This window comes from Pseudomonas sp. URIL14HWK12:I12, assembly GCF_003097135.1.
GTDB lineage: Bacteria > Pseudomonadota > Gammaproteobacteria > Pseudomonadales > Pseudomonadaceae > Aquipseudomonas.
This window is the reverse complement of the sequence record NZ_QEQL01000005.1, coordinates 405,816-424,443: the sequence shown is the minus strand read 5'-3', so window position 1 is coordinate 424,443 and position 18,628 is coordinate 405,816. Positions and strand designations below refer to the sequence as shown.

Here is an 18,628-nt window from a genome sequence, read left to right as displayed (position 1 = left end):
CGCGTTTAACACGAGCCTTCTATATGCAATGGGTTTAGCCCCGACTTGGTCCCGCCCCAGCCCTGGCTTGGCAACGCGAGAAGCCAGCACTCACAAAACGCGCACCGCCCCCGCCCCTCACAACCTCTTCGCATTCCAAACCAACAACACCTTCGCATGAATCGTCAGGTCATCGATCCGTGCCGTCTGATCCTTATGCTTCTTGTTGTCTGAGATCAGCCACATATGCTCCTCATCCATGCGCTGCAGCCGCTTGATGAACAGCTCCCCCAACCAGGTCACCAGGTACACCCCCTCACCCACATACTCGGTCACCCCCCGGTCGACGATCACCGGGTCTTTGTCGTTGATGGTGCCTTCCATGCTCTGGCCCCAGCCGGTCACGATGGCGAGCGAGGTGGGTTGGGTGTAGGTGACGCCTTTTTCCTGTAGCAGGTCGGCGCTCACGATGATGTTGCGGATGGCCTGGTTGTAATCCGACGGCACTTGGCCGTGGCCCATGGCGGCGCGCACGTCGTACTGGGGGATCACGATTTCGTCGGGCTTGCCGCGCAGGGCGGTAACGTTGCGGGTGGCCGGGGTGAGCGGCAGGTCGCTGGGTTCAAGGGCTGCGGCTTCGATGCGTTGGCGGGCTTCGGGGCTGAGGCCTTTGACCTTGGTGAGCATGTGCTTGACCTGGTCGGAGGTGGAGACAGTGGGCGTGGCCTTGGCCGGTGCGGCGGGCGCGGTGGCGTTCAGCAACAGGGCCGAGGGATCGACGCGCAAGGCGGCGGCCATGGCCGTGATGTCGGCCAGGGATGGCTCACGGGTGTCTTTTTCGTAGTTGCCTACGCGCGACTGTGATTTCCAGCCGCAGGCCTCGGCCAGCTGGGCCTGTGAGAGGCCGGCGGCGGCGCGGAAGCGCTTGATGCGTTGCCCTAATGATTCGTTCATGCGCGGGATTCAAACACGGATTGAAATGACAGTGTTTCACTTTTTGTGTTTGAAATAAACACATAATGTGTTTAACCTTGATTTCAGATGCGGTGCTGGGAAGTCGTGCCAGGGCGTGCATCCATACACACAGCAAGGCTGCTGGCATCACCGGTGGCTTGGAGAACAGGGGGAGTGAACCATGAAGAAACGGACGTATGCCGGCAAGGCAATGGGCGATACCGAGTGGCTACTCGAGCAGTGGGGCTGGTGGCGAATGGATGGGGTAGGGGTGCCGCGGTACACCTCCTCGCTGTATGCGCTGATCCGCGACAACACCCCGTGCGAGGGGGGCGGGCGGCGCTATTCGCTGACCGATGACCAGGCGCTGGCCATCGACGGGGCGGTGGCGCGGTTAACCAAGCGCGATGCGCAGATGGGGGATTTCATCTGGCTGTATTTCGGGGCGAAGTACCCGGCACTGCGGATCGCGCGCCTGGCCGGTGTCAGTGAGGCGAAGGTGCGTGAGCTGGTGCGGGCGGGGGCGGCGTGGGTGGATGCGGCGCTGGAGGGGCTCCGGGGCCGTGAAGAGGACGCAGTGCGGCTGGGGAGGAGGGTGTGTTCGTAAGGGGTGGGGAAGGTGTTTGGGCGGGGGCACGTTGCCGGGCTGGGCGGGCTTTTTAAAGGTGAATGGGCCGCGTGAAAAAAAGCGTTCCGCGCGGATAAGAGGGTGGTTTTATGAAAGCCTGGTTCGGTTGTTTGAATGAGCGTGTTTGGAAGCCCCGGCAGTGATGCCGGGGTTTTTCGTTTAAGAGGCACAACGCCGCGGGCAACGGGGCCGCTGTGGCTTGCGCCCGGTTACGCACTGGCCAGCAGCAGCTTGATTCGCTCGGCCATGGTTTCCATCGCGAAGGGTTTGGTCAGCACCTGCATGCCCTCTTCGAGCTGCACATCGCCGATCACCGCCTGTTCCGCATAGCCTGTGATGAACAGCACTTTGAGCCCTTGGCGCACCCGGCGTGCCCGGTCGGCGAGCTGGCGGCCGTTGATGCCGCCGGGCAGGCCGACGTCTGTGATGAGCAGGTCGATGCGGGTGTTGGAGTCCAGGATGGCCAACGCGGCCGGCCCGTCGGCGGCTTCCAGCGCCACATAACCCAGCTCGCCCAGCAGCTCGGCAACCATCATGCGGATGGTCGGTTCGTCGTCGACTATCAGTACGGTGTCGCCCGCCGTTGCCATTTCGGCGCGCGGCTCGCACGCCGTTTCACAGGCTTGCTGCGCCGGCCCCAGGTAGCGGGGCAGGTAGATGTACATCGCCGTGCCCACATCCACCGTGGAGTGCACCCTGACCTGGCCGCCGGATTGTTTGGCGAAGCCGTAGATCATCGACAGCCCAAGGCCGGTGCCTTTGCCGATCGGTTTGGTGGTGAAGAAGGGGTCGAAGATGCGGGCGATGATCTTCGGCGGCATGCCTATCCCGGTGTCGGTAACGCACAGGCGCAGGTATTCACCCGCCGGCAGGTCGAAGTTCACGGCCATGCGGCTGTCGATGGTTTTGTTCGACGCCTCGATCACGATCTTCCCGCCGGTGGGCATGGCATCACGGGCGTTGATGCACAGGTTGAGCAACGAGTTTTCGAGTTGCGAAGCGTCTACCAGAGCGGGCCATAGGTCGGGCATCAGGTCCAGGTGCAGCGCCACCTGCGGGCCAACGGTGCGCTGGATCAGCTCTTCCATGCCCGTGATCAGCCGGGCGGCATCGGTGGGCTTTGGGTCCAGCGTTTGTTGGCGGGAGAACGCCAGCAGCCGGTGGGTCAAGGCCGCTGCCCGGCGCGCTGCGCTTTGCGCTGTGTTGACGTAGCGGTCGACGTCGGTGAAGCGCCCGTCAGCCAAGCGCCGTTGCAGCAGCTCCAGTGAGCCGCTGATGCCTGTCAGCAGGTTATTGAAATCATGGGCCAGGCCGCCGGTGAGTTGGCCGACGGCCTCCATTTTCTGGCTTTGCCGTAAGGCATCCTCGGCCTTGGCCAGGGCAGCGAGCTGCTCTTTTTCGGCGGTCACGTCGCGCCCTACCGCGATGATGGAGTTCTCGGAAGGGTCTGCGGTCCACGACATCCATCGGTACGCACCGCTTTTGGTTCGGTAGCGGTTTTCGAAGCGGTTCAGCGACTGCTTCTGCACTGCGACGGCTTGAACACCCTCCGCGGTGTGCTGCAGGTCGTCGGGGTGGATCAGCGCAAACAGGCTGGTGCCGATCAGGTCTTGTTCGCTCCACCCTAGGGTTTCGGCCCAGGCGGGGTTGAGCGCGGTGATGGCGCCTTCGAAACTGGCGACCAGCATCAGGTCGGTGGAAAGCTGCCACAGCCGGTTGCGGTCCAGTGTGCGTGCTTGCACCTGGCGCTCGAGCGACTGGGCCAGTGTGTTCAGCTCCTGCTCGGCCTTATAGCGCTGCACCGCGAAGCGGGTGTTGGTGGCCACACTCTGGATGAAGGCGATTTCTGCATGGGACCACTGCTTGGGCGATGAGTGGTTCACGAAAAAGAAGCCAGCCACGCGTTTGGCTTCGATGATCGGCACGTGCACCAGCGCGCAGCTGCCGAACGCCAGGAAGCACTCGGCGTGAGCCTGGGTTCTGGGGTCTTTGGTCACATCGTCGATGATGATCGGCTCGCCCATGCCCAGGGTCGAGATGGTGCTGCCGAAATCATTGGCGCGATGGGTGCCCACGCCGTTTGGAAGGGCAGGCAGGTACCAGTGCGGCTCGACCGTGAACAGCGCGCCGTCGGCATGCACCGTGGCGTAGCCGGCGCGATCGGCCTTGAGCGTTCGCCCCAGCAGGGTCGATGCCGTGTAGGCCAGCGTGGCGGGGTCTTCGATCAGCCTGAAAGCGTCGTTGAGTTCGATCAGGGCCTGGCGCCTTTGCTCTTCGCTTTTTCGCGCACTGATGTCAGAGAACAGAATGGCCACTTGGCGCTGTTCGGGTTCACCGATGCGGTAGGCGTAAACTTCCAGATGCCGGTTACCCAGGGTCTTGGCAGCGTGCTCGAACTTCGCGGGCTGGCCGCTTCGGGCGACCTCGGCGTAGCGGTCGAAGAAATACTGATCATGGTCGGGGGCGAGCCTGCGCATCCACTGGCCCACGGCATCGGTGAGCCCGGTGTGGCGTTCGAAGGCCGAATTCACCTCCAGGAAGCGGTAGTCATAGGGGTAGCGGGCTTCGTCGCACTCCACCTCGACGATGCAGAAGCCGTGGTCCAGGGCGTTATACAGCGAGCGGTAGTGGTGCTCGCTGAGCTCCAGCACCTTTTCCGTGGTTTTGATCGCGGAGATATCACGGGATACCGACAGAATCCGCTCGGGTTTGCCATCGGCGCCTTTGATGGGGGTTACCTGAACGTCCCACCAACGAAGGTTACCGGCAAGCGTGGGCGCCTCGCCCTGAAAGCGCCCGGTCTTGCCCTCCCGTGCCGCCTGCAGCGCGTGCTTGGCGTCGATGTGCCCCTGGCCTTCCCAGAAGTCAGGCCAGGGGCAGCCTCGGATTTCGTTGAAGTCGCTGACCTCCATGACCTTCAGGCCACCGGCGCTCATGAAGGCCAGGCGGCCTTCGAGGTCGAGTACCTTGATGCAGTCACCGGAGGCGCTCAGTACGCTTTCCATGAACTCCGCATCGGCGGCCTGCTTTTGGTCATCGAGGTGGCGCTGGGTACTGTCGCGCAGCACCTTGAGGTAACCCTGGAGGGTGCCGTCGGGCGCCTTGAGCGGGGTTATTTCGCCGCAGGCCAGGAACAACGAGCCGTCACTGCGCACAAGCCAGTGCTTACTCGTGGCGTGCCCACGTTCCAACGCGCCGGCCATCTCCTGTTGGGCGATGCCCGCTTGCCGGTCGGCTTCAGTGAAGACGCGCGCGATGGGCTGGCCAAGCATCTGGTGGGCAGCCCAGCCGAAGATATCGGCTGCCCCGGCACTCCATTGAGTGACCAGGCCCTGCACGTCAAGCGTGATCACCGCGCAGTCGAGCGCGTTGTTGATGATCATGCAATGGCGCTGCTCTGCCTCCGTGGCTGCATGCTCAAGCTGTTTTATGCGCGCTTGCAGTGCTTTGACCTGGGTTTTCAGGTCGTCGGCCGCAACGTGCTCAGGCTTCGGTGGGGTAGTCATCAACTAAGGAGGCACGAATGAGGGTTATCAGGTGTGGTGAGGCTGTGACACTGGCGGCAGCCGTCGGTTGCGACGGCTGGCGAGATTAGGTGGCTTGAGCAAAAGGTGGCAGGTTGCCATGTGTGGACTGTACTCTGAAAAAAGCCTTTGCGCGCGGATAAACAGATGGTTTCATGGCAGCGTGTTTTGAATGAAGCGCAACGGCGGGCGGCTCGGCATCAGTGCCCATGTGGGTTCACTGGCCATTCGACGCCAAGTTGAAATTGATTTGAAAAAAAGCTTTCCGCGCGGATAACCGCCTGTTTTCATAGCAGCATGTTCTGTTTGCAACACACTTTCCAACCCCAGCCATCGCGCTGGGGTTTTTGTTTTCTACCCCTTACCAAAACCCTATCGCTAGATACCTGGAACCCACATGGACCCTACTGACCTCGGCGCGGGCACGCTCACCTGGGCGGGCGGTGGCGTCACTGTGATTTTGGGTGGCTTGCTGTGGTTGCGGCGCTTTCTCTCAAAAGATGCCGCTGACCGCGCGATGGACAATGCTGACATCGGCACCGTCCGCCGCCTCAATGATTTGCTCGACTCCGAACGTGCGGCCCGCCAGGCGGCGGAGGCCCGGGCGGACCAATTCGCCCGGGAGCGCAACGAGCTGGCCACTGCGGTGGGCCGGCTGGAGGGCAAGCTCGAAGCGCTGACCGGCCAGGTGGCGTTGCTCAACGGCGAGGTGGCGCGCTTGCGCGGCCTGGCGGCCAGCGCCTGAGGCCACGGCGGCACGCAGCGGCAAACCAGAGGGGCCGACCGTGCCCTGAACCTACGGCGCCCACCCGGGGCGCACCGGCGAGGTGCAATCGCGCAACGTGGCAACCACGGCGCAGCACCTGCCCACCGATGACCTTCGAGGAACTCATGAAAATCACACCCGTGGTGTTGCAACTGCAACAGCGCTGCCCCGTGTTCGGCGAACGCGTGAGCGGCGGCATCGACTTCGACGCAGCCTTCGCCAGCCAGCAACCGAGCCGCCCGGCCGCGCTGGTGATCGCCACTGGCAGCACGGCTGGCGACAACGACCTGGCCAACGGCGTGCGCCAGGCCATCACCGACAGCTTCGACGTGGTGGTGCTGCTGGATAACCCTGACCACAGCGGCGCCCAGGCCGCCGACGCGCTGGAGGCGATTCGCCTGGCGCTGTGGCGGGCGCTGGTGGGCTGGCAGCCGGGCGATGAATACGCCCCGGCCACCTTCAAGAGCGCGGCACTGCTGCGTATCGATTCGTCGCAGGTGGCCTACCGCTTCAGCTTCCAAACCGCATTCCAACTGGGCCGCAACGTTGCCAGCCAGCCTGCCGAAACCTGGCATGAGCAGGTGCTCGACGGGCTGCCCGCGCTGGAAGGGCTGGACATCGATGTGGACTGCATCGACCCGGCCGACCGAAACCTGAAACACCCAGGCCCCGATGGGCGCATTGAAATCCACCTGAAAGAGGACCTCACATGAACCGCATGACTGTGAAACCGGCCAAGGGCCGCGCAGTGCCAGACCCGGAAACCGGGCTGCTGCTGCCGGCCCAGGGCCGCGACGTGCCCGACGACGCCTACTGGCGCCGCCGCCTGGCCGATGGCGATGTAACCCCCACTTCCACCCCTAAAGAGGCTGCAAACCCATGAGCGTAGGCTTCCAACAAATCCCGCAAGACGTGCGGGTGCCGCTGTTTTATGCCGAGATGGACAACTCCATGGCCAACAGCGCCAGCAGCACCCTGCGCCGGCTGATCGTCGGCCAAGTCAACGATGCCGCGGCGGCGGCTGAAATCGGCGGCCTGGTGCTGGTCTCCAGCCTTGCTCAGGCCAAGGCGATCGGCGGCCCCGGCTCGATGCTGGCGGCCATGTACGAAACCTGGCGGCAGAACGACCCGGTTGGCGAGGTGTGGTGCCTGCCGCTGAAAAACAGCACCGGCGCCGTAGCGGCGGGCAAGGTGACCTTCACCGGCACCGCGACCGAAGCGGGCCTGGCCAACCTTTATGTGGGCGGCGTGCGCGTGCAGGCGGCTATCCCGTCGGGTAGCGCGGCAGCGGCAGCCGCGGCGGCGCTGGCCGCCAAGGTGAACGCCAGTGTCGACCTGCCGGTCACCGCAGCGGCGGCGGCCGGGGTGGTCACCCTGACCGCCAAATGGACGGGCGATTCAGGCAATGACATCACCCTGATCCTCAACCGCCTGGGCCGCAGCAACGGTGAAGCCACCCCAGCCGGGCTGACCGTGGCGATCACTGCGATGGCCGGGGGCGCCGGCACGCCAGACGCCACCGCCGCGCTGGCGGCCCTGGGCGATGCGCCGTTCGAGTTCATCTGCGTGCCGTGGGCCGACACCACCACCCTGGATGCCTGGAAAGTCGCAATGAGCGACCTCAGCGGGCGCTGGTCGTGGGGCAAGCAGCTTTACGGCCATGTGTTCGGCGCGCTGCGCGGCACGCTCGGCACCTTGGTGGCGGCCGGCTCGGCGCGCAACGACCAGCACGCGACGCTGTTCGGTTTCCCTGCCGGTGTGCCGCAGCCGTTCTGGCGCGTGGCGGCAGCGGCGGCCGCGCGGCAAGCGGTGTTCATCTCCGCCGACGCCAGCCGGCCGACCCAGACCGGCGCGCTGGTGGGCATCGACCCGGCGCCGGAGGGCAGCCGTTTCACGCTTACCGAGCAGATGTCGCTGCTGCAATACGGCATCGCCACGCTCAACTACGAAGGCGGCTACGTGCGCATCCAGCGCGCCATCACCACCTACCAGAAAAACAGCGGCGGCCAGCCCGACGACTCGTACCTGGACAGCGAAACCCTGCACCAGAGCGCGTACATCGTGCGCCGGCTCAAGGGCATCATCACCAGCAAATACGGGCGCCACAAGCTGGCAAACGATGGCACGCAGTTCGGCGATGGCCAGCCGATCGTTACCCCGAACGTGATTCGCGGCGAGCTGATCAGCGAGTACGCAAGCCTGGAGCGTGACGGCCATGTCGAAAACGCCGACGCCTTCGCCCGTTACCTGGTGGTAGAGCGTGACGGCAACAACCCCGGCCGAGTGAACGTGCTGTACCCGCCCGATTACGTGAACGGCTTGCGCGTGTTCGCACTGCTCAACCAGTTCCGCCTGCAATACAGCGCCGACGCGGCCTGACCCTAACCCGTTCAACCCCAGCCCGCCTTGAGCGGGCTTTTTCATGTCTGGAGGCCCAACCATGGGGCAGAAAGTTGCTGGTACCTGCTACGTCAAAATCGACGGCACGCAGTTGATTCTCAAAGGGGGCGTGGAAGCGCCGCTGATGGACAAGACCCGGGAGACCGTTGTGCCCGGTTACTTCAAGGAGGAAGACAAGGCGCCCTTCGTCAAACTCACGGCGGTGCATACGCCGAATTTCCCGCTCAAGGCGCTGACCGAGGGCATCAACATGACCCTCACCGCAGAGCTTCAGAACGGCAAGGTGTACACCCTGTCGGGCGCGTACCTGGTGTCGCAACCCACCAGCAAAGGTGAAGACGGCACCCTCGAGCTGCAGTTCGACGGCATCAAGGGGGTGTGGTCGTGACCGACGCCATCGCACTGAACACACCGATCCAGGCCCACGGTGAAACCCTCACCGAGCTTACCCTGCGCCGGCCCACCGCCAAGGAAGCGCGGGCGATCAAGGCGCTGCCGTACAAGATCGACGCCGACCAGGCCGTGAGCCTGGACCTGGACGTGGCCGCCAAATACATCTCGGCCTGTGCCCAGATCCCGCCCTCGTCGGTCGACCAGTTGGACCTGGCCGACCTCAACACGCTGGCGTGGCAGGTAGCGGGTTTTTTCATGGTGCCGGCGTCGAAAACCTCGGCGGCCTGATCACGCTGGCTTATGACCTGGCCTACTTCTGGAAGGTTGACCCCGACCAGATGTTGGCCAGGCCGCTCGATGCACTCCTCGAAGCGCTGGCACATGCCCAGCGCATCCACCTAACGCAGCAGGCAGGGGCAGGGTGATGGCCGATACGTTAACGCTGAAAACACTGATCACCGGTGTCGACCAGCTCTCGCCCCTGCTGGGGGCGCTGAGCGCCAAGGTCGCCGCCTTTCGTAAAAACCTCGACGCCACAGGCCTCGGCGGCCTGGGCTTGAAGGCCGCGCTGAGCGGCGGCGAGTTGGCCAAGCCGTTCGTGAGCGCGGTTCAGGCCGCGAGCGCGTTCGAAACATCCATGGTCGCGGTGCACAAGGCGGTGCACTTCGACACGCCCGAGCAGTTCAAGGCCATGGGCGACGACATTCTCAGGCTGTCGGCCCGCTTGCCCACGGCGGCCAACGAGCTCACTCAGCTCGTAGCGGCCGGTGCCCAGTCGGGCATCGCTCGCACCGAGCTGCTGGGCTTTGCCGAAGACGCGGCGAAGATGGGGGTGGCGTTCGACCAGAGCGCTGCGCAAAGCGGCGCGATGATGGCGACCTGGCGCTCCGCGTTCAAGATGACCCAAGCCCAGGCGCTGGCGCTGGCTGACCAGGTCAGCGACCTGGGCCACCATGGCCGTGCCAGCGGCCAGCAGATCCTTGAAATCGTCAACCGCGTCGGGCCGTTGGGAGGGGCGGCCGGCCAAGTGGCAGGGCAGGTCGCTGCCCTGGGCGCGACCCTGGTGGGGCTGGGTGCCGGGCAGGAGCAGGCCGGTGCCGGTATCCAGCAGTTCATGCAGGCGCTGACCCAAGGCAGCGCTGCAACCGATGCCCAGGCCGAGGCGCTCAAGGCGTTGCGGCTGGATTCGAAAGAGGTGGCCGCCGGCATGCAGCAGGATGCCCAGGGGACCATGATGGAGGTGCTCAAGCGGGTGGCCGCCGAAAGCCCCGATCAGCAACCGGCATTGCTGGCGAAGCTGTTCGGCGCCGATTCGGCAGCGGCAGTCACGCCACTGCTGACCAACCTGGGCCTGCTTGAAAGCAACCTGGCGCGCACCGGCAATGCCTCGCAATACGCCGGGGCGATGCAGCAGGATTTTCTCGCCCGCGCAGGCACCGCCGATAGCCAATTGATGATGATGCGCAACGCCCTCGGCGCTGTGAGCGTGCAGTTCGGTGAGGCTTTGCTGCCAGCGGTGACCACCGTAGTGGCCGCGCTGGTGCCTTTGATCAGCGGCGTGGCCGACTTCATCGGCAGCCACCCGGCGCTGGTGCAAGGTGTGGCGGCGGGTGCGGTGGTTTTTCACACCTTCCAGGCTGCGCTCTCGGGCGCCGCCGGGGCGGCCCGGCTGCTAGGTGTGGTGCTCGGCCTGAACCCGGTGATGCTCGCGGCGTTGGGCATTGCGGCGGCCGCCGCTTTGATCGTGGCGAACTGGGATTCGATCGTGGCGTTCTTTCAGTGGGTGTGGGCCGGGATCAAACAAGGCGCCAACATTGCCTGGGGGTTTATCAAGCTGATGTTCGACTTCAGCCCCTTGGGCATGATCGTCAACCACTGGGAGCCGATTCTGGGTTACTTCAGAGGCCTGGTGGAAAAGGTACGCCCGCTGCTCAGGCTTTTAGGGATCGGCTCGGATGAACCCGCCCCGTTGCCGCAGGGGCCGCGCGTGGGGGTGGGGGCCGGCGATGGCGCGTTCGTGATGGCGGGCGCGCCGCAGTTGGCCGCTGGGCGCCAGGCGCAGATGAACCAGCGTTTTCTCATTCCGCCAACAGCGGACCTGCTGACCGTGGGCGGCGGCAACGCCCGGCTCAACGGCGAGCTGGTGATCCGCCTGGAAGGCAACACCCAAGGCGTCCGCCCGATGGCGGCCATCACTGACCAGCCCGGCTTGCAGGTGACCACCGATGTGGGCCGTCGCACCTTGTCTGGAGGGCAACAATAATGGCCGATACCTGGCGTGAACGGCTGTTGCCGGCGTCTTTTCGCGCGGTGCCGTTTCTGATCGAAAACACCTCCGTGCCCGTGGGGCGCAAGGTGCAGCTGCATCAATACCCCAAGCGTGACGACGCCTTCGCCGAGCCCATGGGCAAGGTCGCGCGGGTGCATAAAGTCACTGCCTACGTCATCGGCGCGGATTGCTTCACCCAGCGCGACGCGTTGCTCGATGCGCTGGAGGCCGAAGGCGAGGGCACCCTGGTGCACCCGTGGCTGGGCCAGATGGCGGTGACGGTCGGCGTGGGCAGCATGAAGCACAGCCGCGCCGAAGGGGGCATGGTCAGCTTCGAGCTGGAGTTCTACCCGGCCACGCCTCGGCTTGACCCCAGCGCCGTCGTGAACACCGCCCGGCTCACCCGCGTGGCGGCCACCAGCTTCTGGAGCGGGGCGCTGGCCCGTTACACCGCCGCGATGGCGGCGCTGGACAGCGCAAGGGTCAGCCTGCTGGGCCTGGAAAACGCCCTGGCCGGTGTGTTCGTTACCCTCAACCAGCAATTCGCGCCGGTGGGCGAGATCTTCGGCTCGCTGCGCGCCATTGCGCAGATGGTGATCAATGCCCCCGAGGCGCTGGCCAGCCTGCTCGACGGCATGCTGAGCGAGGCCAGCCAGCCCCGCTTCGAGCGCTACAGCGGGGCGGTGGCGGCGCTGGCCAGCCAAGCCGAAGACGCCGCCGGCATCGATGGGGTGAGCACTGCCAGCGGCGCCGACACCGCAGCCGCCGCCCAGGCGGTGGCCAACCTGCTACAGGCCGCGCTGCTGGCGCGGGCGGTGGCCACTGCCGCGCAAATGCCGGTGCTGGCCACCCCGGCCGCTTTCGCTAGCGCACCCTCACTTGAGCAGCAGGTGGCCCAGCCGGTTGCCCGGGCCGAGGTGCCGGTGGCCGATGACGTGATCGCGGCCCGTGACGCGCTGGACGCGGTGTTCTGGCAAGCCGCACTGAAGGCAGGCGCCAGCGACTACCCGCAGATCAACGCGGCGCGCCAGCAGATGGTTCGCCACCTCACTGCCGTGGCTGCCTCGGGTGTGCAACTGGTGACCCTCACACCGCCTGAAACCTTGCCAGCACTGGTGCTGGCCTACCGGCGCTTCGGCGATGCCACCCGCGAGGGGGAAATCGTGCAGCGCAACCCGATCATTCACCCCGGCTTCGTGCCGGCGGTGCCCCTGCAACTCGCACTGGAGTAACTCAAGATGTCCGACCCGTCGACGGCCGTGACCTTGACCGTCGACGGCCTGGATTATGCCGGCTGGACCTCGGTCGAAATCACCGCAAGCCTGGAGTGCCAGGCGCGCAAGTTCACCATCGGCATCGCCTGGAAATGGCCCGGGCAGCAGTTGGCAAGGCCGGTGCAGCCCGGTGCCCGTTGCGAGCTGCGCATTGGTGGCGAGCTGGTGATCACCGGTTGGGTGGATGCCGCGCCCATCCAATACAACCACGACACCATCACCGCCACCATCAGTGGCCGGTCGCTCACCGGCGACCTGTGCGACTGCGCCGCCATCAACCGGCCCGGCCAATGGAAGGGGCAGAGTGCGCAGGCCATCGTGGCGGCCATCGCCGGTGAGTATGGGGTGGCGGTCAAAAGCGAGGTCGAGGCCACCGCGAGCCTGGCCGACCACACCATTGAGCCCGGCGAAACGGCTTTCCACTCCATCGACCGGCTGCTGACGCTTTACCAGGTGTTCAGCACCGACAACGCCGAAGGCCAGCTGGTGTTGGCCAAGGCAGGCAGCGGCGGGCGCGCCAGCGACAGCCTGGAGGTGGGCCGCAATGTGCTCGGCGCACAGGCGGCGATGGATTTTGCCAAGGTGTTTTCCGAATACCGGGTGATCGGCCAGCGGGCGGGCACCGATCAGGCGTTCGGCGTGGCCAGCAATGAAGTCAATGCCAGCGCCAGCGACCCTCGGGTCACGCGCAGGCGGGTCAAGGTCACGCAAGTGAGCGGCCAGCTCAGCGACACGATGGCCGCCGGCCGCGCCAGCTGGGAGCGCAGCACCGCCTTGGGCAAGGCCCTGGAAACCACCTACCAGGTGCAGGGCTGGCGCCAGGCCAACGGTGCGTTATGGCTGCCCAACACACAGGTGCGAGTGCTCGACCCGCTGCTGGGGTTCGACCGCGACATGATCATCGCCGAGGTCACCTACCACCTCACTGAGAGCGGCACCACCTGCACGCTGCGGGTCGGCCCGCCGCAAGCCTATCTCCACGAGCCCGATGCTCCCAAGCCTGCGCCCAAGGCGCCGGGCAAGGATGCGTTCGGCCATTTGTTGCCCACCGACGGAGCCTCTTGATGAACCGATTGATGAACCTGTTCGCCCGTGGCGTTGTGGCCCTGGCCAAGCCCACCGGCAAGCTGCAAACGCTGCAGATGCGCCTCACCGCCGGTGAGGTGAAAGACGGCATGGAGCACCTTGAGCCCTATGGCTTCACCAGCTGCCCCCAGCCCGGCGCCGAGGGCCTGGCCGCCTTCATGGGCGGCGACCGCTCCCACGGGGTGGTCGTGGTGGTTGCCGACCGCCGTTATCGCCTTCAAGGCCTGCAGGCCGGGGAGGTGGCGATCTACACCGACGAGGGCGATGCGGTCCACTTCAAGCGTGGCCGCATCATCGATATCCAGACCGCCACCCTCAACATTCGCGCCAGCGCCGGCGTGCACATCGACACCCCCCGCCTCACCCAGACCGGCAGCATCGTCAGCCAGGGTGACCAAGTGGCCGGCGGGGTGAGCCAGATCGCGCACTTGCACAGCGGCGTGCAGCAGGGCGGTGAGCAAAGCGGCCCACCGGTCGCCGGAGGTGGCGCATGACGCTTCTGGTGATAGACGACCCGGCCAGCCTGCGGCGCGCCGTGGAGATCAGCTTGTTCACCTGGCGGCGGGCCAGTGCCTCCGACCCGGTGGACGATGCCGAGCGCTACGGCTGGTGGGGCGACAGCTTTGCTCAGGTGGCCGGCGACCGCGTCGGCTCACGGCTGTGGCTGCTGCGCCGGCGCAAGCTCACCGCAGAAACCTTTGACGCCGCCGTGGCCTATGCCCGCGAAGCCTTGCAGTGGCTGGTGGATGACGGCCATGCGCAGGGCATGCAGGTGCTGGCCGACCGCGCCGGCAATGACCGCCTCAACCTGGGCGTTGTGCTGACCTTGCCGGATGGCCAGCGCCTGGACATTTCCCCACATTCGACTTGGCAGGTGCTTTATGCCGTTTGATACCCCGACCTTACCGGTGCTGATCAACCGCACCGTGGCGGACCTGGCCAGCGACGCACTGCGCCACGCCGATGCCCAGGTGTTGGCGCGCGCCCTGAGCGGCGCCACTTATGGGCTGTATGGCTATATCGATTGGGTGGCCCGGCAGATTCTGCCCGACACCGCCGACGAGGCGACCCTCGAGCGCCAGGCCCGGTTGCGCCTGGCCACCGCACGCATCGCGGCCAAGGCCGCCAGCGGGCGGGCCAGTTTCACCGCCGCTGCCGGGGCGGTGCTCGATGCCGAGCGCGTGTTGCAGGCCAGCGATGGCCGCCAGTACCGCGTGACCGCGGCGGTGACCACCCAGCAGGGCCTGAACACGGCCGCGCTCGAAGCGGTCGACGGCGGGGCGTTGGGCAATGCCGCCGCCGGCCAGGTGCTGACGCTGGTGCAGCCGACGGTGGGCGTGGATGACCAGTTCACGGTGCTTGCGCCCGGCCTCACCGGCGGCACCGACCAGGAAAGCGTGGCGTCGCTGCGCACCCGGGTGATCCGCAGTTACCAAGTGATCCCCCACGGCGGCGACGCTGACGACTACGAGACCTGGGCGCTGGAATGCGCCGGCGTAACCCGCGCCTGGACGGTGCGCAACTACCTGGGGCCAGGCACCGTGGGTGTGTTCTTCGTGCGGGACGGCGACAGCATCATCGTGCCGGACGCCAACGAAGTGGCCACGGTGCAGGCGTATCTGGAAAGCAAGGCGCCGGTGACCGCCGAAGTCTATGCCCTGGCCCCCGTGCTCAAACCGGTGAACTACCGCATCACGCTCACGCCCGACACCCCGGCCGTGCGCGCGGCGGTCACTGCGGAGCTTGCCGACCTGCATGCCCGCGAGGCGGGCCTGGGCGAGGCGCTGTTGCTCAGCCACATCCGCGAAGCGGTCAGCAGCGCCCGGGGCGAAACCGACAACGTGGTGGCCAGCCCCGTAGCCGATGTGCCGGCCCACGCCAACGAGTTGCTTACGCTGGGGGTGATCACATGGCAGTGAGAACCCCCGCCGACTATCGCCAGCAGCTCAAAGCCCTGCTGCCCCCGGGCCCGGCCTGGGACCTGGAACGCGTGCCGGCGCTCGGCGTGGTGCTGGCCGGGCTGGCCGAGGAGCTCGCCCGGGTCGACGCCCGCATCGTGGCCCTCAACGCCGAAATGGCCCCCAGCACCGTCACCGAACTGGTGCCGGACTGGGAAGCGGTGATGCAGCTGCCCGATGCATGCCTGGGCCCCTCACCGAGCTTCGGCGACCGCCAGCTGGCCGTGCAGCAACGGCTGACCGCCGTGGGTGCGCAAACGCCTGCGTATTTCGTGAACATCGCCAAGGGCCAGGGCTACCCCGACGCCCGCGTCACCCAGCACCGCGCCCCACGCTTTGGCCGGGCACGGTTCGGCAAGGCGCATTTCGGCACCTGGCAGGTGCAATTTCTGTGGGTATTTAACACCGGCGGGCGCCAGCGCATCGGCCGGCGTTTCGGCGTGAGCTACTGGGGCGAGCGCTTCGGCACCAACCCCGGCAGCGCCCTGGAGTGCCTGATCCGCCGCTACGCACCGGCGCATACCGTGGTGCACATTCGTTATGACTGAAGAGGGAAAGTAGATGGATTATCCAAAGAGTGTGGCCAACGTAGGGTTGGTCAATGGGAAGTTTGTGGATGAGGATTCGGCCGCGGGGGTGGTGGGGTCGTTGATTCCGGCGGAGTGGGGGAATTCGGTTACCGATGAGATTCTGGCAGTGATAGCCGCGGCAGGGCTGGCACCGTCGGAGAGCGAGACCTCCCAACTTCTAACGGCGATAGCAAGTATCGCTTCAAAAGCGGCGCCAGCGGCCACCGAAGAGAAAGCTGGGATCGCCAGCATTGCCACAAGCGCCGACTTCGATGAAGGCGTGGACGACAGCAAGTTCGTGACCGTTAAAAAGATCAAACTGTGGTTCGGCGGCTTTCTGAAACAAGCGACGGAGTCTGCTCTGGGTTTGGCGAAAATTTCATCTCAGGCGCAAGTGACCGAAGGGCAGGACGACACAACCATCGTGACCCCTAAGAAGTTGAGATACGGGTTTTCGGCGTCGATAGCCAAGAGCGGCTACATTGCACTTCCAACTTGGATGTCGGGGGTCGTCATTCAATGGGGGGCGGTGACCGGGCTGGGCAAAGCCTCTACAGGCGCGGGGGTGGCGGGGCCGACCAAGACGGTAACGTTGCCCGTAACCTTTCCTACCGAAGGTTATGTTGTTATCACAAGCATGAACTTCGATAGCATGGCGACTACCAGCGCCTACGCGCCAGGTGCCATTATTTTAAACAAATCTCAGATTTCCCTGCAGAACAATTACACCAGCTCTGCGGGTGAACTTGTATGGTTGGCCATAGGAAGATAATCGTGAGTAACTACTACTACAGTGCCCGTTTTTCCGGTTTCTTGGACACGCGTCTTATCGATATTAAAGACCTTCCGGAAGATGCCGTGAAAGTAGACGGGCAGCAGCGTCAGGATCTACTGGCTGGGGAAGCGGAAGGGAAAGTCATCATTGCTGACAGCACCGGGTTTCCCGTGTTGAGCGAGCCTCCAGCGTTGGAGGTCGATTGGCCTGCGCTGATCGCTCAGGAACGCTACCTGCGTGAAACCAGCGGCATAGAAGTAATGGGCCTGAATATTGATACTCAGCGAGAAAGCCAGGCATTGATCACCGCTGCTGCTTTGGCGGGCATGCAAGATCGAAATTACATCTGCAACTGGAAGACATCGTCGGGTTTCGTTGAACTCAACGCTGAAAAGCTGACTGCAATTTTCATGGGGGTACGAAACCACGTGCAGGCTTGTTTCGACCGTGAAGCTGCATTGCTACAGATGGCAGAACGAGGGGCGATAGACGCAGATACATTGAAAGTAGGATGGCCTTGATGGGGGCAGGAGGTAGGTTCGACCTAGCCTGCACAGCCCCTCAGCTGCCCCGATCTCAGACCCGCCTCGCGCGGGTTTATTTTTACCCGGAGAAAACTATGAAAACCTCCCCCCGAGGGCTTGATCTGATCAAGTCCTCCGAGGGCCTGCACCTGCGGGCCTACCCTGACCCTGGCACCGGGGCCGAGCCATGGGCCATCGGCTACGGCTCTACCGAGGGTGTGACTGAAGGCATGAGCATTACCGTTGCCCAAGCCCTGCAACGGCTGGAGGCCGACCTGGGCCGTGTCGAAGCGGCCGTCGGCCGCTTGGCCCGGGTGCCGTTGGCTCAAGGCCAGTTCGATGCACTGGTTTGCTTTGCCTACAACGTGGGCGAGGCCAACTTTGCGCGCTCCACGCTGCTGCGCAAGCTTAACGCCGGGGACCCCGCCGGGGCTGCCGAGCAGTTCGGCCGTTGGGTGCGGGCGGGCGGCAAGGTGCTGCCTGGCCTGGTAACGCGCCGCGCGGCCGAGCGGGCGATGTTCGAGGCCCGGGCATGATGGCCGGGCAGGGGAGGTGGTTGCCCGCCTTTGCCGTGCTGGTGCTTGCCACCGGCCTGGGGGCTGGCACTGCGCTAGGGTATTGGCTCACGGCCCGGCATTATCAGCCGCTGCTGGCAGGCGCCTTGGGTGCTGCTGCCCACGCGGGTGAAGCGCTGGCAGGCTGCAACACCACTCGTGGCGCGCTCGAGGGGCAGGTGGGCGAGCAGAACCTGGCTCTCCAGCGCTTGGCGCTCGCCGAACGACAGCGGGCCATGAAGGCCACGGCTGCGGCTTCACAGGCGCATGGAGCCGCCGGGGCTCAGTATCAGGCCGCCAACCGCCTGCAACAGGAGCGCACTGGCGGCGACCCGGCTGCGGCTGCGGGCAGCCTTATCGATCAGGAGCTGGGCCTATGAGACGCTTGATAGCCGCATCGGCGCTGATGCTGGCCGGTTGCGCGGCTCAGCCCACTGCCGCACCCGAGCCGCGCGTGGTGCAGGTGCACGTGCCCGTACCGGTGCCGTGCCGGGCGCCTGCGGTGGCAGCACCCCCTTGGGCGGCAGAGGGGTTGCGCAAGGGCGATAGCCTAGAGGTGAAAGTGCGGGCGCTGCTGGCCGAGCGCAGGCAGCGGCTAGGGTATGAGGGTGAGTTGCAGGCGGCTTTGGCGGCATGCCAGTGAACCCTGTTGCGCCCCTGCCGCCAAGGGCTGCAAACCCGCGACCCGCCAAAAAGCAGGGAGGGGCCATCGCGTTGGCCCCTCCCTGGCATCGCCTTACAGCTTGAAGCGCGAAACCACCGTGCGCATTTCCCCCGCCAGCAACGAAAGCTCTTGTGCCGTCACGGCGTTGTCTTCTATACCCTCCATCAGCGCAATACTGCTGTTGCGTATCCCCGTCACGTTGCGGTTGATGTCTTCTGAAACGGCATGCTGTTGAACCGCTGCGCTGGCTATCTGGGTGTTCATTCCCACGATCTGCTCAACGCCTTCGTTGATTGCATCCAGGCTGGTCG

The 18,628-nt window shown here is 65.2% G+C and carries 22 protein-coding genes; 19 read left to right on the top strand and 3 right to left on the bottom strand.

Translation table 11 applies throughout. The features are described 5' to 3' along the window. Window positions 1-117: 117 nt before the first annotated feature. A complete protein-coding gene (locus tag F474_RS17175) occupies window positions 118-933 on the bottom strand; it encodes an XRE family transcriptional regulator (protein WP_097085657.1) in 816 nt (271 codons plus the stop codon). Between the two features lie 181 nt (window positions 934-1,114). Here F474_RS17175 and F474_RS17170 point away from each other — a divergent pair, with 181 nt between their 5' ends. After that, complete coding sequence (locus F474_RS17170) at window positions 1,115-1,540, top strand: antiterminator Q family protein (RefSeq protein WP_097085658.1); 426 nt, start codon at window positions 1,115-1,117, stop codon at window positions 1,538-1,540. A 230-nt stretch (window positions 1,541-1,770) separates the two neighbouring features. Here F474_RS17170 and F474_RS17165 read toward each other — a convergent pair whose 3' ends face one another. Next, a complete protein-coding gene (locus F474_RS17165) occupies window positions 1,771-5,067 on the bottom strand; it encodes a PAS domain S-box protein (protein WP_097085659.1) in 3,297 nt (1,098 codons plus the stop codon). 415 nt (window positions 5,068-5,482) lie between these two features. Here F474_RS17165 and F474_RS17160 point away from each other — a divergent pair, with 415 nt between their 5' ends. The 18 genes from F474_RS17160 to F474_RS17070 all read left to right on the top strand — a co-directional run bounded on the left by F474_RS17160 (window position 5,483) and on the right by F474_RS17070 (window position 18,296). After that, window positions 5,483-5,830, top strand: coding sequence for a chemotaxis protein (locus F474_RS17160; RefSeq protein ID WP_097085660.1), 348 nt, complete (start codon window positions 5,483-5,485; stop codon window positions 5,828-5,830). Between the two features lie 146 nt (window positions 5,831-5,976). Next, a complete protein-coding gene (locus F474_RS17155; RefSeq protein WP_097086147.1) occupies window positions 5,977-6,564 on the top strand; it encodes a hypothetical protein in 588 nt (195 codons plus the stop codon). Beyond that, on the top strand, window positions 6,561-6,734 hold the full coding sequence (locus F474_RS17150; RefSeq protein ID WP_097085661.1) for a DUF2635 domain-containing protein: 174 nt from the start codon (window positions 6,561-6,563) through the stop codon (window positions 6,732-6,734). The genes F474_RS17155 and F474_RS17150 overlap by 4 nt, the downstream gene beginning before the upstream one ends. Beyond that, a complete protein-coding gene (locus tag F474_RS17145) occupies window positions 6,731-8,230 on the top strand; it encodes a phage tail sheath subtilisin-like domain-containing protein (RefSeq protein WP_097085662.1) in 1,500 nt (499 codons plus the stop codon). Before F474_RS17150 ends, F474_RS17145 begins: the two co-directional genes overlap by 4 nt. A gap of 61 nt (window positions 8,231-8,291) precedes the next feature. Beyond that, window positions 8,292-8,639 (top strand): phage tail tube protein, encoded by a 348-nt coding sequence (locus tag F474_RS17140; protein WP_097085663.1) that lies wholly within the window; start codon window positions 8,292-8,294, stop codon window positions 8,637-8,639. Next, window positions 8,636-8,932 (top strand): phage tail assembly protein, encoded by a 297-nt coding sequence (locus F474_RS17135; protein ID WP_097085664.1) that lies wholly within the window; start codon window positions 8,636-8,638, stop codon window positions 8,930-8,932. Before F474_RS17140 ends, F474_RS17135 begins: the two co-directional genes overlap by 4 nt. A gap of 136 nt (window positions 8,933-9,068) precedes the next feature. After that, window positions 9,069-10,907: a phage tail tape measure protein gene (locus F474_RS17125; protein ID WP_097085666.1), complete on the top strand. Its 1,839-nt coding sequence runs from the start codon at window positions 9,069-9,071 to the stop codon at window positions 10,905-10,907. Then, the gene (locus F474_RS17120; RefSeq protein WP_097085667.1) at window positions 10,907-12,145 is read left to right on the top strand and encodes a DNA circularization protein; all 1,239 of its coding nucleotides are present in this window, start codon (window positions 10,907-10,909) and stop codon (window positions 12,143-12,145) included. The genes F474_RS17125 and F474_RS17120 overlap by 1 nt, the downstream gene beginning before the upstream one ends. A 6-nt stretch (window positions 12,146-12,151) precedes the next feature. Further along, window positions 12,152-13,252 carry a phage baseplate assembly protein gene (locus F474_RS17115; RefSeq protein WP_097085668.1) on the top strand — a complete coding sequence of 367 codons (1,101 nt, stop codon included), beginning with the start codon at window positions 12,152-12,154 and terminating at the stop codon, window positions 13,250-13,252. Beyond that, on the top strand, window positions 13,252-13,767 hold the full coding sequence (locus tag F474_RS17110) for a phage baseplate assembly protein V (RefSeq protein WP_097085669.1): 516 nt from the start codon (window positions 13,252-13,254) through the stop codon (window positions 13,765-13,767). Before F474_RS17115 ends, F474_RS17110 begins: the two co-directional genes overlap by 1 nt. Further along, the gene (locus tag F474_RS17105; RefSeq protein WP_097085670.1) at window positions 13,764-14,165 is read left to right on the top strand and encodes a phage GP46 family protein; all 402 of its coding nucleotides are present in this window, start codon (window positions 13,764-13,766) and stop codon (window positions 14,163-14,165) included. Before F474_RS17110 ends, F474_RS17105 begins: the two co-directional genes overlap by 4 nt. Beyond that, entirely contained in the window at window positions 14,155-15,192 is a 1,038-nt protein-coding gene (locus F474_RS17100; RefSeq protein WP_097085671.1) for a baseplate J/gp47 family protein, read from the top strand. The genes F474_RS17105 and F474_RS17100 overlap by 11 nt, the downstream gene beginning before the upstream one ends. Further along, on the top strand, window positions 15,183-15,779 hold the full coding sequence (locus F474_RS17095; protein ID WP_097085672.1) for a YmfQ family protein: 597 nt from the start codon (window positions 15,183-15,185) through the stop codon (window positions 15,777-15,779). Before F474_RS17100 ends, F474_RS17095 begins: the two co-directional genes overlap by 10 nt. A gap of 13 nt (window positions 15,780-15,792) precedes the next feature. Continuing rightward, on the top strand, window positions 15,793-16,572 hold the full coding sequence (locus F474_RS23335) for a hypothetical protein (RefSeq protein WP_097085673.1): 780 nt from the start codon (window positions 15,793-15,795) through the stop codon (window positions 16,570-16,572). Between the two features lie 2 nt (window positions 16,573-16,574). Next, complete coding sequence (locus F474_RS17085; protein ID WP_165830337.1) at window positions 16,575-17,096, top strand: DUF4376 domain-containing protein; 522 nt, start codon at window positions 16,575-16,577, stop codon at window positions 17,094-17,096. 98 nt (window positions 17,097-17,194) lie between these two features. Continuing rightward, window positions 17,195-17,635: a lysozyme gene (locus F474_RS17080; protein ID WP_097085675.1), complete on the top strand. Its 441-nt coding sequence runs from the start codon at window positions 17,195-17,197 to the stop codon at window positions 17,633-17,635. Between the two features lie 20 nt (window positions 17,636-17,655). Beyond that, window positions 17,656-18,033, top strand: coding sequence for a hypothetical protein (locus F474_RS17075; RefSeq protein ID WP_097086149.1), 378 nt, complete (start codon window positions 17,656-17,658; stop codon window positions 18,031-18,033). Continuing rightward, the gene (locus F474_RS17070) at window positions 18,030-18,296 is read left to right on the top strand and encodes a hypothetical protein (RefSeq protein WP_097085676.1); all 267 of its coding nucleotides are present in this window, start codon (window positions 18,030-18,032) and stop codon (window positions 18,294-18,296) included. Before F474_RS17075 ends, F474_RS17070 begins: the two co-directional genes overlap by 4 nt. Before the next feature lie 93 nt (window positions 18,297-18,389). On the opposite strand, the gene F474_RS23330 is transcribed toward F474_RS17070, so the two are convergent. Next, entirely contained in the window at window positions 18,390-18,581 is a 192-nt protein-coding gene (locus F474_RS23330) for a hypothetical protein (protein WP_371919431.1), read from the bottom strand. Window positions 18,582-18,628: the final 47 nt, after the last annotated feature.